We start from the raw sequence: 15,769 nt of genomic DNA, 5'->3' as shown, positions 1-15,769 counted from the left end.
ATGCGATCCTTCCTGTTGGCCTGCGCCACCATCATCGCCATCGGCATCGGCGCGAGCTTCGCGACGAAGGAGATCGGCATGTCCACCCTGACCGAGACCGCCGGGCCCTCTGTCCGCATCGAATGACCTCCGCGCAGCCCAAGCCACCGACACCCCCCTCGGAGTTCGGCCCGGGGTTGGCGCAGGCTTCTGTCCTCGTGGTGGATGACGAAGCCGGCATTCGCCATTTCATCACCCGCATCCTCGAACCCGTCGTCGGGCGTGTCGAACAGGCGTCCAATGCCGCGGAAGCTTCCCGGATGCTCGACGCCAGCCATTTCGACATCGTGATCCTCGACAACCTGATGCCGGGAACCAAGGGGCTCGACTGGCTGGGTGAACAGCGAGAACTCGGGCTCTTTGCCGACGTGATCCTCATCACCGCCTTCGCGGACATGGACACTGCCATCGAGGCGATGCGCGCGGGGGCCGTGGATTTCGTGCTGAAGCCGTTCCGGTCCAACCAGATACTGAACGCCGTGGCCCGCTGCGCAGACCGGGGCAGCCTCCGGCGGGAGAACTACCTGCTGAAATACGAACTGGCCACCGGTGGCGCGGAAGCACGCGGGCGGCTGCTGGGGACTTCCCCCATGATCGAGGACATCCGTTCAACGCTCGAACGGGCCGCGCCACTGCCGACCCCCGTGCTCTTCACCGGGGAAACCGGCACCGGGAAGGAAATTGCGGCCCGCGCGCTGCATGCCATGTCAGAACGCGCCGACAAGCCCTTCGTGCCAGTGAACTGTGCCGCGCTGCCGGACGATGTTGCCGAGAACGAATTGTTTGGCCTTGTCGCGGCCGGGCAAAGCCGCTCCGACGGGCTGTTCCTGAATGCCAATGGCGGCACGCTTTATCTTGATGAGGTTGCGGAACTGCCGCAATCGATCCAGGCTGCGATCCTGCGTGTGATCGAGAACCGCCGCATCAGGCCAGTGGGCGCGGTGCGCGAAGTCCCGCTCGACCTGCGCTTCATCTTTGCGACGAACACCGACCTTGAAAAGGCGGTGGAAGAGGGGCGCTTTCGGGCCGACCTGTACCATCGCATCAACGTCCTCAATATCCGGATGCCCGCCCTTCGCGAACGACAGAACGACTTGAAGGAACTGGCGATGATGTTCATCGGCCAGATTTCCCGCAGCCTTGGCGTGGAACCGCTGGTGCTGGACGAGGGCGTATTGCGCAACCTGGCGCGGTATGACTGGCCCGGCAACGTGCGCGAGCTGCGCAACCTGATCGAACGGTCGCTGATCCTCGGGGAGTTTCCGCCGGAATTTGCCTCTTCCGAACCGGGTGAGGCGGTAGAAGCCGTGGACTCGCTTCAGGCGGTTGAACGTCGCCATATCCTCGCGGTGCTTGACACCTGCAACGGCAACCGGGCAGAAGCCGCGCGCCGCCTGGGCATTTCGCGCAAGACCATCGACCGGAAATGCGCCATGTGGAATGTCTGACGCAAAGCCCAGAAAGAACGGGATTTCTGTCCGCGTCCGACTGCTCGCCATCGCATTGCTGCCGACGCTGGTGATCCTGCCGCTCTTCCTCGGCGTGACGTTTCTGAACTGGTCGGCGCGGTTTGACCAACTGCTCATTGCAAAGGTCAACGGCGAGCTGACCATCGCACACCAATATGTCAGCCGGATCAAGGAGAGCACCGCGTTGCAGGTCCGGTCCTTCGGAGAATCCGCGCTGTTTGCCGACACGTTGGAGAATGATCCCGAACGGCTGGCCGCGCTGCTGGAAGCGCGGCGCGAGGCGTTCGGTCTTGACTTCCTCTACCTGATCGACAGCTCAGGCGTGGTCGCGGGCGCGCCTGCGGGCGACGAGGACATGGACCGGTTTCGTCGCTGGCCTGTTGTTCGCCACGCCATCGCGGGGCATTCCGCCTCCGCCATAGATATCTTCAGTGCCGGGGATCTTCTGGCAATCTCCCCGGCGCTGGCCGACCGGGCGCGGCTTCCCCTCGTTCCGACCAAGGCCGCGCGCCCCACGGACGCGATAGAGGAAAGCCGCGGCATGGTCCTTCATGCAGCCTCCACCGTAGCCGGCGGGCGGGCGTTGGTCGGGGGCTTGCTGCTCAATCGCAATCTCGCCTTCATCGACACGATCAACGGCCTCGTCTACCCGACAGCCAGCCTGATCGAGGGCAGTATCGGCACCGCGACGTTGTTCTTGGAGGACGTGCGGATCTCCACCAATGTCCGGCTCTTCCAGCAGGAGCGCGCATTGGGCACACGGGTGTCGGACGTGGTGCGAAAGACGGTCCTGGACGAGGGGAGCGTCTGGCTCGACCGGGCCTTCGTGGTGAACGACTGGTATATCTCCGCCTACGAGCCGATCACCGACAGCCGCGGGGAACGTGTGGGCATGCTCTACGTCGGCTTCTTGGACACACCATTTCGGGATGCGAAGTGGAACACGCTGCTGACCTTCGCCGCGGCCTTCTTCGGCGTTGTCCTCCTCTCCGTCCCGATCTTCCTGCGCTGGGCGCGCCAGATCTTCACCCCGCTGCAGCGAATGCTCGACACGATTTCACAGGTCGAGGGCGGACATCTCGGGGCCCGAACCGGCGTGGCGCACCGGGGGGACGAGATCGGCCGGGTCGCGGGCCAGATGGACACGCTGCTCGACCAGATCCAGGAACGCGACAAGGCGCTGCGAAGTTGGGCAGAAGAACTGAACGCCCGCGTCGCCGAACGCACCCGCGAACTGGAAGAGGCCAACACGCGACTGGAGGCAACGTCCCGCCAGTTGGTGATGTCCGAGAAGCTCGCCGCCGTCGGCGAGATCGCTGCAGGCATCGCCCATGAGATCAACAATCCCATTGCCGTGATCCAAGGCAACCTAGATCTGATTCAGGCCGAACTTGGCCCCCAGGCCGAGCCGCTTGCGACAGAATTCAAGCTGATCCACGAACAGGTTCACTCCATCTTCATCATCGTCAACAAGCTGTTGCAGTTCACCCGGCCGGACGAGTTCGCGGCCTTCGACCAGCAACAGGTGCCGTCGCAGATCATCGACGATTCCGTGCCGTTGGTGCAGCACTTGCTGAGCAAGGTGGATATCGCGCTTGATCTGGACCTTCAGGCGAGCCGGCTGGTCGCGATCAACCGTACCGAGCTGCAACAGGTGTTGATCAACCTGATGGTCAACGCGATCCACGCGATGCCACAGGGCGGGACGCTCACCCTTCGCACGCGGGACGAAACCATTGAGGGGCGGGACGGCGTGCGGTTCGAGGTCACCGACACCGGGGTCGGCATGCCGCCTGAGGTGGTCCAGCGTGCTTTCGATCCCTTCTACACCACAAAGCAGGGCGAGGGCTCCGGCCTGGGGCTCTCCATCAGCCGCAAACTGATCCTGCGCTATAGCGGCACGATCTCCGTCGAAAGTGCTCCGGGCGAGGGCACGACCTTCCGGATCTGGCTTCCGGAAGACGCCTAGCAGGGCCGATACGCCACGCCCCTCACGGACCCGCGCCATTGAATTCACACGTCCGAGACCGTATCTCGGGCCAAACCCTTGCAAGCGAAGAGTCCCGCGATGGCCATCCATCTGTACAAGAACGACCTCCCTGATGGGCTGGACCTTGGTCCTATCGTTGCCATCGATTGCGAGACCATGGGGCTCAACCCTCATCGCGACCGCCTCTGCCTGGTGCAGATGTCCGGCGGCGATGGCAATGCGCACCTTGTGCAGGTTGCGAAGGGGCAGACAGAGGCACCGAACCTCTGCGCCATGCTGACCGATCACGAGGTTCTGAAACTGTTCCACTTCGGGCGTTTCGACATCGCAGCGATGTTTCACACCTTCGGCGCGCTCTCGGCACCGGTCTATTGCACCAAGATTGCGTCGCGCCTCGTGCGGACCTACACCGACCGGCACGGTCTGCGAAATCTCTGTCAGGAATTGATCGGCGTCGACATCTCCAAGCAGCAGCAATCCTCCGACTGGGGCGCTGATGAGTTGACCGAGGCACAGATGGAATATGCGGCCTCGGATGTGCTGTACCTGCACCGGCTGCGCGAGGAACTGGACCGGCGGCTGGCGCGTGAAGGCCGGACCGAGACTGCGCAGGCCTGCTTCGACTTCCTGCCGACCCGTGCCAGGCTGGACCTTGCCGGCTGGCCGGAAACAGACATCTTCGCCCACTCATGACCGGCCCTGAGGATTTCCTCTGCACCGGCCGAAAGGTCATTGCCGATGAGGCACGCGCCCTTGATGCGCTCGCCGACACGCTCGACGGGGGCTTCACCGCGGCGGTGGACCTGATACTGGCGGCCAGGGGCCGGATCATCGTCAGCGGTATCGGCAAATCCGGCCATATCGGTCGCAAGATCGCGGCGACACTTGCCTCCACCGGCACACCTGCGCATTTCGTCCACCCGGCGGAGGCCAGCCATGGCGACCTCGGAATGCTGACGAAGGGCGATGTGGTGCTGGCGATCTCCAACTCGGGCGAAGCGCCGGAACTGGCCAACCTCGTGGCCTTCACCCGCCGCTTCGGCATCCCGCTCATCGGCCTTTCCAGCCGCCCCGACAGCACGTTGATGACCGAGGCGGACGTCCAGCTTCCGATCCCGGCAATGGGCGAAGCATGCGGCTTCGGGATGGTGCCATCGATCTCCACCACGATGACACTTGCCCTTGGCGATGCCCTGGCGATTGCATTGATGGAGCACCGCAGCTTCACACCGGAGCATTTCCGCAACTTCCACCCCGGCGGCAAGCTTGGCGCCCAGCTTTCCCGCGTTGGTGACCTGATGCATGATGGCGACGCGGTCCCGCTGATCCCACGCGACGCGCCGATGGGCGATGCATTGCTGGAGATGACCCGCAAGGGGTTCGGCGTCGTGGGCGTAACGGAGCCCGACGGCGCACTGGCCGGCATCGTCACCGACGGCGACCTGCGCCGGCACATGGCCGGGTTGCTGGACCTGACGGCCGATGCCGTGATGACCAGCGCACCGCTGACGATCGCCCCGACCGCGCTGGCCGAAGAGGCGCTGGCACAGATGAACGACCGAAAGATCACTTGCCTGTTTGTCGTGCCCGAAGGCGGCGCTGCTGCAACGGGCATCCTGCATATTCACGACTGCCTGCGGGCGGGCGTGGTCTGAGAGATGGCCACGCGGGACAACCTGCACTCCTGGGTCGTGGCCTGGCTGAAGGTTATTCTTCCCCTCTGCGCGCTGGCGCTGCTCTCCACGCTGTTTCTCGTGGCACGCCATGGCGAGGAAGAGACCGAACTGCCTTTTACCGAGCAGCAGCTTGAAGAAATGGCAAGCGAGCAACGCGTCGATGTCGCCCGGTTCTCCGGCACCACGGAGGAGGGCCGCTCCATTGAGGTCTCCGCCCTCTCTGCCACGCCCCGGCCCGATGATCTGAACATTGTCGATACTGCCATGATGGTCGGCACGCTGGAAACCGGTGATCACAGCTCGATCCACGTGACCTCCGATGCCGGCACCGTGCTGGCCGAGGAATCCCGCGCCCAGTTGCGCGGAAACGTTCGCATCGAGACCTCGACGGGTTACACGATCCTGACGGAGGAACTGGAAACCGCCCTCGACAGCATGAACATGGACACCACCACTGAAGTAACGGCCGAAGGGCCGCTCGGCCGGATCGATGCCGGCCGCATGACGGTGACATCCGGCGAAGGCGATGACGTCAGCGTGGTTTTCAAGGATGGGGTGAAGCTGCTATACCTCCCGCAAACCCAATAAGGTGTCTTTGCCGTGTGCTTCCGTTCCCTGCTGCTTGCTGCAACCTTGCTGTTCTGTCCCGTCGCCACACTCGCGCAGGGTGCCAATATCGGCTTCGGTGGCGAGGAGCATGACAGCTCGCTGCCGGTCGAAATTACCGCCGACCAGCTTGATGTAAGCCAGGCCGACGGGACGGCGAAGTTCACCGGCAACGTGGTGGTCGGACAGGGCAACATGCGGCTGACGGGCGCCATGGTGGACGTGGACTACGGTGAGGGCGACGACGGCTCGACCGAAGTGAAGCGCCTGCATGCCACAGGCGGCGTGACGCTCTACAACGGCGCGGAGGCCGCAGAGGGCGAGGAGGCCATCTATACACTGGAGAGTGGCGTCGTCGTCATGACCGGCAACGTGGTGTTGACCCAGGGCGAAAACGCCATGGCTGGTGAAAAGCTGACCGTGAACCTCGACACCGGGACCGGCCTAATGGAGGGCCGCGTGCGCGTCGTATTCAAATCCGAGAGCGAGCCCGAATCCCAATGAAGCGAACCGAACGCGGATTGACGGTCGAGCCGGGCTCTTCCGGACTGCAGGTCGTTCAGCTGCGCAAGAGCTACCGCCGCCGCCCTGTGATTCACGACGTCACGCTGGAGTTGCAACGCGGTGAGGTCGTGGCCCTTCTCGGACCGAACGGGTCGGGAAAAACGACATGTTTCTATTCCATTGCCGGGCTGGTGACCCCTGAATCGGGGCTTGTGCAGATCGATGGTCGTGACGTCACGACCCTGCCAATGTACCGCCGCGCGCGGTACGGCATCGGCTACCTTCCGCAGGAGGTGTCGATTTTCCGCGGCCTCTCCGTCGAAGACAACATCATGGCAATCCTGGAGATTGCCGTTCGGGATCGCCACAAGCGCCGCGAGAGGCTTGAGGCCCTGCTGTCTGAATTCGCCATCGAGCATCTGCGCCGCGCCTCTGCGTTGTCGCTCTCGGGGGGCGAGCGGCGCCGGGTGGAGATTGCTCGCTGCCTTGCGGCGGAGCCCAAGTACCTTCTGCTCGATGAGCCCTTCGCCGGCGTCGACCCGATTTCCGTGGGCGACATCCGGCACCTCGTGATGGATCTCAAGAATCGCGGGATCGGTGTCCTTATCACCGACCACAACGTGCGCGAGACGCTGGAAATCGTCGACCGCGCCTACATCCTCCACGACGGGCAGGTTCTGATGAGTGGCACCGCGGAGGACGTCGTGCGGGACGAGAACGTGCGGCGGGTCTACCTCGGCCAGAACTTCCGAATAGGTTAACAGCGCTGGTGTTAGCGCAACAAAGCGCCGCAGAGGCCTTTGAAGCGGCAAGATTCATGCCTATGTGACAAGGTAGCAATTGACAGAAGCGTCCCGGAAGGCGCCAAATGAGGACAATGCTGACGTACAATCGAGCCGAATCCTTTGACAATCCCGCGCCGCTCGCCGGTCACGAAGGACGCTTGTTGCAGCTCTCTCCGCTTTCGCGAGACATCAGGTTTTCAACCCGGGTTCCCTGTCACTGACAGGCGGGCCCATGTTCCCAACCCCAAGGAGGCAAGATGCGCTATCAGATCAGCGGTCACCAGATCGACATCGGAGAAGCCCTTCAGAGCCATGTCAAAACGGAGCTTGGCGACGCTGTCGGAAAGTATGCCGATCGTCCCACCAACGCCCAGGTGATCTTTTCGAAGCGCGCCCACGAGTACCTGTGCGAAGCGACCGTACATCTCTCGACCGGGCTGAACGCGAAGGCATCGGGGCGAGGAACCACCGCCTACACGGCTTTCGACGACAGCCGCGAAAAGATGGAAAAGCAACTGCGCCGCTACAAGCGCCGTCTGAAAGACCACTACAAGGATCGCAAGGAGCCGGTTGAAGTCTATGGCGGGGCCTCGTATATCCTCGCCGCATCCGAGGATGGAGCCGGGGACAGCGAACCCGACACGCTTCAACCGATGATCATTGCGGAGATGGAAGCCCAGATCCCCAGCCTGTCCGTGGGCGAGGCCGTCATGCAGATGGAACTCGCAGGCGCTCCGGTGCTGGTTTTCCATCCCGAAGGCAAGGAAACCCTCAACGTGGTCTACCGCCGCGAGGATGGAAACATTGGCTGGATCGACCCCAGGGAAGGGGGCTGAACCGGCAGTAATCTGGGGCAAATGGACGGAAAATGGACCTGTCGAGCATATTGAGACCCGACGCCGTCAAGGTGATCTCGGAAACCAGCAGCAAGAAGAGGCTGTTTCAGCGCCTCGGTGATGCGGCTGCGAGCGCCTATGGACTCGACAGCGAAACTGCGGTCGAGGCCCTCCTGGAACGGGAGAGCCTCGGCCCGACCGGCGTTGGCAATGGTATCGCCCTGCCCCATGCCCGCATGAACGGGGCCACCGGTGTCACCGGCGTGTTCTTCAAACTCGAGCGTGCACTCGACTTCGATTCCGTCGACCGGCAACCAGTCGACCTCGTCTTTGCTTTGTTTGCACCGGAAGACGCCGGCGTCGAACACCTGAAGGCGCTGGCCTTGATTTCGCGCACCATGCGCGACTCGTCGGTCTGCTCCAAGCTTCGTGCCAACGGCGACCCGACGACCCTGCACACGGTACTGACCGAAGGTGTGTCCCCCAAGGCTGCCTGAGCTCAGGCCGCCCAGTCCCTGAACCCAAAGGCCATGTAGTCACGGTTGAAGGCGCTGCGGGCCGCGGCCTCTATTTCCGCGTCGTAGAGTGCCACAAGGGCATCCCGTCCGGGGCATGCCAATGACGGGATTGCGGGCATGCGCGTCAGTCCGACCTGAAGGCACACCTGGCCAAGAGCAACTTCTGCCTGATCCGCCCGAATGATCATGTCTGGCGACAGGACCTCTCCCATCGACTGGATGATCGCGGCCTGCAGGCGCCAGGCGGCATCGGTTCGCATCGGGGTTTGCCCGGCGAGGTTGGCCTTTGCGAATTGCAGGAACCCCAAGAAGGCCGCATGGCGCCGCGCAACCGGATACTCCGGTCCCGGTGTATCATCCGGAAGCGGCAACCCGACGTCGTCCCGAAGATATCTGCGGATGGCGTCAAACGTGTCCGGCCCGCGTGTGAGGATGAACTGCTCAAAGACCCCATATGCGCGCTCCACGGGATGCGTGACGATGGTGAATGCGCGCGATCCCTTGTTCCGGTTTTTCCACTGGCGAAGGGTCTTGCGGGTGAACCCATCCTGTACCGCCTCCGGTGAGCGGTCGTCATGGGCGGCAAGCCATTGCCGAACGGATTGGGTCGGGCCACCCTTGATCGGCATGAAAAGAAGTGGCGCCGTCGACGATGCGATGAAACCGGGCACGGCCACCATCTGCGGGCTCTCCGCGTGCCCCGCCACAAGGCTACGGGCATTCATCGCACCGAGGGCCTGCTGCATTTCCTCGAAATTCTCGACCTTGTCTTCCAACGGCGACGGGTTCTGCCGCTTGAGCCGGGTCGAGGCACCATCCAGACGATGGGTTTGCCCCAGGAAACGTCCCAGGCCGTTCAGCACATCGACATCGCCGACCTCTTCATAGGACACCTCGAACGCGGTCTGGCCGGTCAACTGGAGCCCGCGCCGGAGCTTTCGCTGGAAAAGCTCGATCTTCGCGGCATGGGCTTCGAACTCCTCCGGGTCGAACCGGATCTTCGCGGATTTCCGATGCTTCTCGTCGGTGAGCCGCCACTGCCCGGTCGCTCCCGCAATCTTCCGGGAGACGTAGGATTCCAGCGGATTCCGCGTCAGGATGATCTTGGCGATTTTTGGATCCGGCAGGATCGTCTCGAGTATCCGCGGATCATGGTCGTGGAAGAATCGAAACCCGCCGAGACCGTCACCTTGGGTCCGGATCCGGCGCAGCAGTTCCATCGGATCTGCCTGCCGCGCCTCCAGCGTCACGCCAAGCAGGTCCTGCCAGTTGTGTTGGCCAACGAAGACCGGGTTGAATGCCTCGCCATGGCAACAAAGGCCGGGAAAAAGGTTGAGGCTTTCCTCCAGGAAATTGGACCCCGTGCGCATCTCTGCGAACAGAACGAAGCCCTCGAAATCCGCCATCTCACTTCACCAGGTAGGGGCGGGTCTGGCCGGGTGCTAGCGGCGCGGGGTCGAACCCGGCGGCAAAATCACCCGCCATGTGCAGGTGCATCCCTTCGTTCTTGAGTTGCTGGAGGAACATCCCGAACCCTGTCAGATCCACCAATCGTGGCGCCTCCGTCAGCCGGCGCGTTGCCCCCGGCATGATCTCGTCAAGGATCTCCTGCAGGTGATCCATCGGCGTCTCGACAAACTCCGACAGCGTCCAGATCCGGATTCGCGCCTTGGCCCATTGTGCCCGCAGGGTCTCCACCTGTTGGGCTTCGATCCGCTGCAACCGCGCCGCCTCCTTGCGGACGACCTCGGATGTGATGTTGGTCCGAAACAGCCCGATCGCCCAAGCCCCGGTGATCACCGAGATCTGGGCATTCGGATCACCGGTCATGAAACCGGCGGGATACTGGTTGTCCATGGGACCGTACATGAAGCACTGCCGCTCCCCACGCGTCGACCAGGTCAGGTTGGTCAGGAAGGCGCAGGGATTGTAGTCCCGCAGGCGGGCACTGTCGGGGAGACAACCGTTGTAGATCTTCTCCCCGCCCGCAAACTCCGCCCGTTCGGGGCCATAGAGGTGGCCATGAACCCGGCAGCCGGTTGTCTTGTTCAGCCAGGTTTCGAAGTTTTCGAACAGGTCGGCGAACCCCGAGAATACGGAATACGGGCAGCAGGACTTGCCGTTATCCCTGCTCTGGAGCGGGAAACGGCTCTGCATGTAGAGCCCCGGCCGCCCCCGCATCCGCCGGTCGACGGCCTGGGCGAACAGGCGGTCGATCTTGCCCGGATTGGGTTCGGCATTCTTGGTGACGGTCGGGTCGTTCGACAGGAAGTTGTCGTAAAGCCGGCCTGCGCGCGGCCAGATCTTTCGCGCGACAAAGCAGTCCGAACGTCTCAGAAGCTGCAGGTGGTCATCGTAGAAAACGTGCGGTTTTCCCTGAAAGTCGAACTTTGACAGGGTCAGGGAGCGGCTTTCGACACGACGACTGTGCAGGCGCACCAGACTCTGAAAATAGCTCTCGTCCGGGATCCAGACCCGTTTGAAGAAGCGATCATACTCCTCACGGCGGCTGTCCTTGAGGATCGCTGAAAGCGTTTCGCGCGTCAGGCACCACCATTGCGAGCCGAGATGCGGTACCAGGCCTTCGGGGAGCTTGCGCCTGAAGCCCACGCTGCGCTGCAGCTCGACATACTTGTCAAAAAGGCGGCGGTGGCGTTTGAAGGAGAACGGGAAGCGAAGCGAAAACCGCTCGCTGTCAAATCCGCCATTGGACCAGGCGACATCCTCGATTGTGACGGATTCGATGAAGTCCGTTCGGGGGCGGCTGTTGAGATAGGCCTTCATCTCCGGCACCGGCCGCAGGGGAAGACAGGAACCGGAGGCGAGGTAGACATGGCTGACGGTCGCGAATTCCCGCAACATGATCTCGCAGGCCTCGATCGTCGCACCAACGATGCCCCAGGTGCCCCATTCGCACGGCACCCGGTTGTCGACGAACCGGACGTTGTCCAACTCCGACAGGCTTGCCCGAAAGGCCGCGAAGGCGGCGGGCTTCACCTTCCGGTCGGCGTGGATCACGATCGGGCACCCGCTCTGCGCCCAGTGCCGTGCCGTCTGCGCCGCCCGGTCGAGCGCAGTGTGCACCAGCATGACGAAGCCAACGCTCATGCCCAGTTTCCTTTCGACATCAGCCCCAGGATCTCGAGCTGGCGCCAGTTGATGTAGCGCTCTGACCACTTGTTCCAGAGAACCGGCCGGTCCGACAGGTGGTCGTGATAGGCCCGGTACTCGCGGCTGCCGGCGAAATGCTCCTTGCGCTGCAATTCCTCCGCTGCCTTGCCAGCAAGGGTGTCGAGGAACTTCGCATGGAGCAACGCGCCAGAGGTTTTTTCGCCCCCGGCATCGTCATAAACTTGGTTCAGGCCGCGCGGCAGCAACATGTGCGTCGACTGCACATAGACGTAGTCGCGGTGCCAGCGCACCAGCGGGATCTTGTTCAACGACGGTGCCTGCATCGGATCCTCGGGGAAGAACACCCGGGCGCGCGGCCCGCCCTGGATCCAGAGGTTCAGGTAGTCGGGGTTCCGGGAAATCAGGTAGTTTCCACTGTCGAACCACGATGCGATCTCGAACGGGTCCTGCCCCTCACAATAGCGTTCGGCATCAATCGGCCCCTTGGGGTACATGTCGAGCAGCATCGCGCTGAAGGATCGGATCGAACAGGCGTCGAGCCAATCCGTCAAACCCCGGATAGGGCGCGTATCGCAGAACGGGTAGACGAAGAACTCGTCGGGATCGACAACGAGCGTCCAGTGGTCATGCCCATGCTGCCATTGCAGCCAGTTCAGCCAATCCACACCGTAGCGGGCTCGACGGTAGCTGCGGTCCGTGTGCCAGAGCGAGACATCCGGCTGATCGGCGAGATATTCGCGAGAGCCATCGTCAGAGCCGTTGTCGACAATCAGGAACTGCGCGATCCCCTGCTTACGATAATACTGAAGGAAATACGGCAGCCGCACGCGCTCATTGCGGAGTGTTGAAAAGGCAAGCACATCGCCCTCCCGGATCTCCTTCGTCCGGTCCGCGACCGGCGTGAGTTCCCGCCGTTTGCGAAAGGCCCGCAAGCGCAGCTTCTTGCGGCGCAACCGCATGCGATATGAGTTCAGTGCGCCCACTCTTTCCTCTTCGAAGGGCCTTGGTCCGGCGCTATCAGATCCGGCTTAAGACGAGATTGAAGTGCTCGTCCCACGTCGGAATTCCGGGCTGCGCCGAGCTGTGTTCCGGCCCCTTCATGTGTTTTTTCGCGGCACTGCGAATTGCCGTTGTCCAAGAATAGGTATCCGAAATATCCGCGTAAACGGGATAATCCCCGAGGATCTCGTGGAAAACCGGCAGATCGTTGCAGATCAACGGCACTCCGAGGGCCGCCGCCTCCAGCGCGGGCAGGCCAAACCCCTCCGCGTGCGACGGGAAGAGCACGCCGGCGGCACCACGGAGCAACTGCGCCACCGCCCTGTCATCCAACCCGGAATGCTCGAAAACAGTCTCTCCAGTCAATGAGGACGTGGCAAGCCGCCGAAAGACGTCATCATTGTTCCAACCCCGGCTCCCGAGAAAGAGCAGGCCGGGGCGTTCCGTTGCCGGCATCGCCTCCCACAGATCCAACAGGAAGGCGTGGTTCTTGCGCGGTTCGATCGTGCCAAGGCACACAAAGTACGGCTGGCACGGCGGCGGCTCTGTCGGCTCGGCAGGGACACTCTCCGATGACAGATCGAGCCCAAGATGCGCCGTCACGAGGTTCGGCACCCGTCCCCAGTCGGTAAAGCGAGCGCACACACTCGCCTCGGTCGCCGCGGAGTTGCAAATCACGAGATCCGCGCAGCGCGACACGCGTCGCATTGCGGCCTCGAACTTCTCCGACGTGCCAGGGCGCTGGAACTGGGAAAAGTCGAGCGGGATAAGGTCGTGAACAAGTACGCAGATCGTGGAACCGGGGATTTCGCGTATCGCTCGGAACACGGGGGCAGAGAGGTTGCTGTGCCCAACGTTCAAATAGGCCGCTCCTGGCGGCAGGTGTCGGCGGAGCATGCGCGGGAGCCCTCGACGATGGGTCACCGCCAACGCGTGGCGCCGCAGATCGGTGGAGGTCGTCCGGGACGGCCGTCGCAATGAACGGGCAAGCAGATCCGGTCGCCCCCACGGAATGTCGCCCGCCAGACGCGCGGAAATGGCGGTCATGCCCCCATGGTCCAGCAGCACGAACCCGAACCGCATGCGCACCAACGCGAACACGGTTCGATCCGAAAGCTCTAGCAGGGCCCCAAGGTAGGCGGCCTCGACCCGGTCGACCCCGGTCCAAGGCCCCCGCCCGACGCGGGACAGCAGCCGGGTCAGGTCGAGACACAGCGGGGCCTTCTCAGACCCCATAGCCCTCCGACTGATGCCAGCGCCAGGCATCCTCGATCATCTGCGGCATGTTGGAGCGGTGAGGCTTCCATCCCAGTTCGTCCATCGCCCGGCTGGAACCGGAGACGAGCCGAGTTGCATCGCCAGCGCGGCGGGGGCCTTCTTCGTAGGGCACCGTGCGGTTGGTCACGACCCCCGCGGCGTCCATCACCTCCCGAACCGAGAAGCCCGAGCCGGTGCCCAGATTGAAGTCTCGGCTGTCCTTGCCGGATTCCAGCCACTTCAGGCCAAGCACATGCGCCTCGACGAGGTCCATGACGTGCACGTAGTCACGAATGCAGGTTCCGTCCGGCGTGTCGTAGTCCGTGCCGAAAATCGTCAGCTTCGGACGCCGTCCGTCGATCGCGTCCAGGACCAATGGGATCAGGTGGGTCTCCGGGCGGTGGCACTCGCCGACTTCAGCCTCTTCATCACCACCGGCCACGTTGAAATAGCGGAAGATGACATGTTTCAATCCACAGGCGGCCTCGAAATTCTCCAGGATATCCTCGATGGCACGCTTCGAGGCACCATAGGCATTGATCGGCATCTGCTTGCTGTGTTCGTCCAACACGACACCGTCCTGATCACCGTAGGTCGCGCAGGTAGACGAGAAGATGAATTTCCCGCATCCGGCCTCGACCGCCGCTTCGCAAAGGTTGGCCGCACCACCCACGTTGGAGCGCCAGTACCATCCGGGCACCTGCATCGACTCGCCAACCTGGCTGAGGGCCGCGAAGTGCATCACGGCCTCCGGCTTGTGCTTGGCAAAGACTTCGTCGACCCGAGCCCGGTCCAGAAGATCCCCCTTTTCGAACGGGCCGAACTTCACGGCCTGTTCCCACCCCGTCGAGAGGTTGTCGAAGGTCACGGGAGTGTAGCCCTCGCGGGCCAGTACCTTGCAGGCGTGCGCGCCAATATAACCCGCACCGCCTGTTACAAGTATCTTCGTCATGTTCCGGTCCAGTGCTTACTGGGCGGCACTCCGGGTGGCCGCCAATTCCGTCAGGTAGTCGGAGAATTCGTCCCGAAGCTCCGGACGTGCAAGCCCAAAAGCAACAGTCGCCTGAAGGAAGCCGGCCTTGGACCCGCAATCGAAGCGCTGACCGCGGAAGCGATAACCATAGACATCACGCCCACCCTCGATTTCTTCGGCGATCGCGTCGGTTAGCTGTATCTCGCCGCCGGTGCCGGCGCGCATCTTGGACAGGTTATGCATCACCTGCGGCGTCAGGATGTAGCGACCGATCACGGCGAGGTTAGAGGGCGCTTCGTCTGCCTTGGGCTTCTCGACCATACCGTTGACCGACACCATCTGGCCCATGTCTTCTTTTACGTCGAGGATACCGTAGGCAGAGGCCTTTTCGTGCGGCACTTCCATGGCGGCGACCATGCAGCCGCCGGTTTCCTCGTAGGCCTCGACCATCTGTTGCAGACAGGGCTTCTCGCCCGCAATCACATCGTCCGGCAGCATGACGGCAAAGGGCTCGTCGCCGATCAGGCGCCGGGCACACCACACCGCGTGACCAAGACCCAGGGCCTGGTGCTGGCGGATATAGGCGATGGCGCCGCTGTCCATGTTTGTCTGCTCAAGCGCCTTGAGCAGATCGTCCTTGCCCTTGCGGCGCAGAGCGCTCTCGAGCTCCGGCGCGGCGTCAAAATAATCCTCCAGCGCGCTCTTGCCGCGCGATGTCACAAAAATGAATTCCTTGATCCCCGCGGCGCGGGCCTCGTCAATTGCATACTGAATCAACGGACGATCGACGAGGGTCATGATTTCCTTCGGCACAGACTTGGTGGCCGGCAGGAATCGCGTCCCAAGCCCCGCAACGGGGAAGACAGCCTTGGTAACCTTGCGCTGCATCTCTTTGTCCTTCTCAAACTCGTTCCGGTTTAACGGCGACGTCAGACGGGCGTGCTCTCCACACTTCCCGGCGCCATAATCGTGCATCTAATTCCCG

General features: G+C 62.8%; 16 protein-coding genes. 10 read left to right on the top strand and 6 right to left on the bottom strand.

Annotated elements, in window-relative coordinates; genetic code table 11:
• The 10 genes from CLV78_RS24795 to CLV78_RS13605 all read left to right on the top strand — a co-directional run bounded on the left by CLV78_RS24795 (nt 1) and on the right by CLV78_RS13605 (nt 8,402).
• Complete coding sequence (locus tag CLV78_RS24795) at nt 1-126, top strand: hypothetical protein (protein WP_281261149.1); 126 nt, start codon at nt 1-3, stop codon at nt 124-126.
• Entirely contained in the window at nt 123-1,487 is a 1,365-nt protein-coding gene (locus CLV78_RS13645; protein ID WP_106205387.1) for a sigma-54-dependent transcriptional regulator, read from the top strand. Before CLV78_RS24795 ends, CLV78_RS13645 begins: the two co-directional genes overlap by 4 nt.
• Nucleotides 1,480-3,477 carry a sensor histidine kinase gene (locus CLV78_RS13640; protein WP_106205386.1) on the top strand — a complete coding sequence of 666 codons (1,998 nt, stop codon included), beginning with the start codon at nt 1,480-1,482 and terminating at the stop codon, nt 3,475-3,477. Before CLV78_RS13645 ends, CLV78_RS13640 begins: the two co-directional genes overlap by 8 nt.
• A 99-nt stretch (nt 3,478-3,576) precedes the next feature.
• Nucleotides 3,577-4,191 (top strand): ribonuclease D, encoded by a 615-nt coding sequence (locus CLV78_RS13635; RefSeq protein WP_106205385.1) that lies wholly within the window; start codon nt 3,577-3,579, stop codon nt 4,189-4,191.
• The gene (locus CLV78_RS13630; RefSeq protein WP_106205384.1) at nt 4,188-5,153 is read left to right on the top strand and encodes a KpsF/GutQ family sugar-phosphate isomerase; all 966 of its coding nucleotides are present in this window, start codon (nt 4,188-4,190) and stop codon (nt 5,151-5,153) included. The genes CLV78_RS13635 and CLV78_RS13630 overlap by 4 nt, the downstream gene beginning before the upstream one ends.
• 3 nt (nt 5,154-5,156) lie before the next feature.
• Nucleotides 5,157-5,762: an LPS export ABC transporter periplasmic protein LptC gene (gene lptC, locus CLV78_RS13625; protein ID WP_106205383.1), complete on the top strand. Its 606-nt coding sequence runs from the start codon at nt 5,157-5,159 to the stop codon at nt 5,760-5,762.
• Nucleotides 5,763-5,774: 12 nt separating this feature from the next.
• Complete coding sequence (locus tag CLV78_RS13620) at nt 5,775-6,284, top strand: LptA/OstA family protein (protein WP_245925052.1); 510 nt, start codon at nt 5,775-5,777, stop codon at nt 6,282-6,284.
• Nucleotides 6,281-7,045, top strand: a complete 765-nt coding sequence (gene lptB / locus CLV78_RS13615; protein WP_106205382.1) for an LPS export ABC transporter ATP-binding protein — start codon at nt 6,281-6,283, stop codon at nt 7,043-7,045. The genes CLV78_RS13620 and lptB overlap by 4 nt, the downstream gene beginning before the upstream one ends.
• A gap of 281 nt (nt 7,046-7,326) precedes the next feature.
• Entirely contained in the window at nt 7,327-7,905 is a 579-nt protein-coding gene (hpf, locus tag CLV78_RS13610; protein WP_106205381.1) for a ribosome hibernation-promoting factor, HPF/YfiA family, read from the top strand.
• A 32-nt stretch (nt 7,906-7,937) separates the two neighbouring features.
• Nucleotides 7,938-8,402 carry a PTS sugar transporter subunit IIA gene (locus CLV78_RS13605; protein ID WP_106205380.1) on the top strand — a complete coding sequence of 155 codons (465 nt, stop codon included), beginning with the start codon at nt 7,938-7,940 and terminating at the stop codon, nt 8,400-8,402.
• 2 nt (nt 8,403-8,404) lie between these two features.
• Here CLV78_RS13605 and CLV78_RS13600 read toward each other — a convergent pair whose 3' ends face one another.
• From CLV78_RS13600 to galU, 6 genes are read right to left on the bottom strand one after another with little or no spacing between them, the layout of a single operon-like run.
• The gene (locus CLV78_RS13600) at nt 8,405-9,829 is read right to left on the bottom strand and encodes a nodulation protein NodH (protein ID WP_106205379.1); all 1,425 of its coding nucleotides are present in this window, start codon (nt 9,827-9,829) and stop codon (nt 8,405-8,407) included.
• Between the two features lies 1 nt (nt 9,830).
• Nucleotides 9,831-11,531, bottom strand: a complete 1,701-nt coding sequence (locus CLV78_RS13595; RefSeq protein WP_106205378.1) for a DUF5927 domain-containing protein — start codon at nt 11,529-11,531, stop codon at nt 9,831-9,833.
• On the bottom strand, nt 11,528-12,514 hold the full coding sequence (locus tag CLV78_RS13590; protein ID WP_106205377.1) for a glycosyltransferase family 2 protein: 987 nt from the start codon (nt 12,512-12,514) through the stop codon (nt 11,528-11,530). Before CLV78_RS13590 ends, CLV78_RS13595 begins: the two co-directional genes overlap by 4 nt.
• 58 nt (nt 12,515-12,572) lie before the next feature.
• The gene (locus CLV78_RS13585) at nt 12,573-13,790 is read right to left on the bottom strand and encodes a glycosyltransferase family 4 protein (protein ID WP_106205376.1); all 1,218 of its coding nucleotides are present in this window, start codon (nt 13,788-13,790) and stop codon (nt 12,573-12,575) included.
• Nucleotides 13,780-14,763, bottom strand: coding sequence for a UDP-glucose 4-epimerase GalE (galE, locus tag CLV78_RS13580; RefSeq protein ID WP_106205375.1), 984 nt, complete (start codon nt 14,761-14,763; stop codon nt 13,780-13,782). The genes CLV78_RS13585 and galE overlap by 11 nt, the downstream gene beginning before the upstream one ends.
• 15 nt (nt 14,764-14,778) lie before the next feature.
• Nucleotides 14,779-15,672 carry a UTP--glucose-1-phosphate uridylyltransferase GalU gene (gene galU / locus CLV78_RS13575; protein ID WP_106205374.1) on the bottom strand — a complete coding sequence of 298 codons (894 nt, stop codon included), beginning with the start codon at nt 15,670-15,672 and terminating at the stop codon, nt 14,779-14,781.
• Nucleotides 15,673-15,769 lie beyond the last annotated feature (97 nt).

This window comes from Aliiruegeria haliotis, assembly GCF_003003255.1.
GTDB classification, from domain to species: Bacteria; Pseudomonadota; Alphaproteobacteria; order Rhodobacterales; family Rhodobacteraceae; genus Tropicimonas; species Tropicimonas haliotis.
Note: the sequence above shows the minus strand (reverse complement) of the source record. Positions and strands in the feature narration are given on the sequence as shown.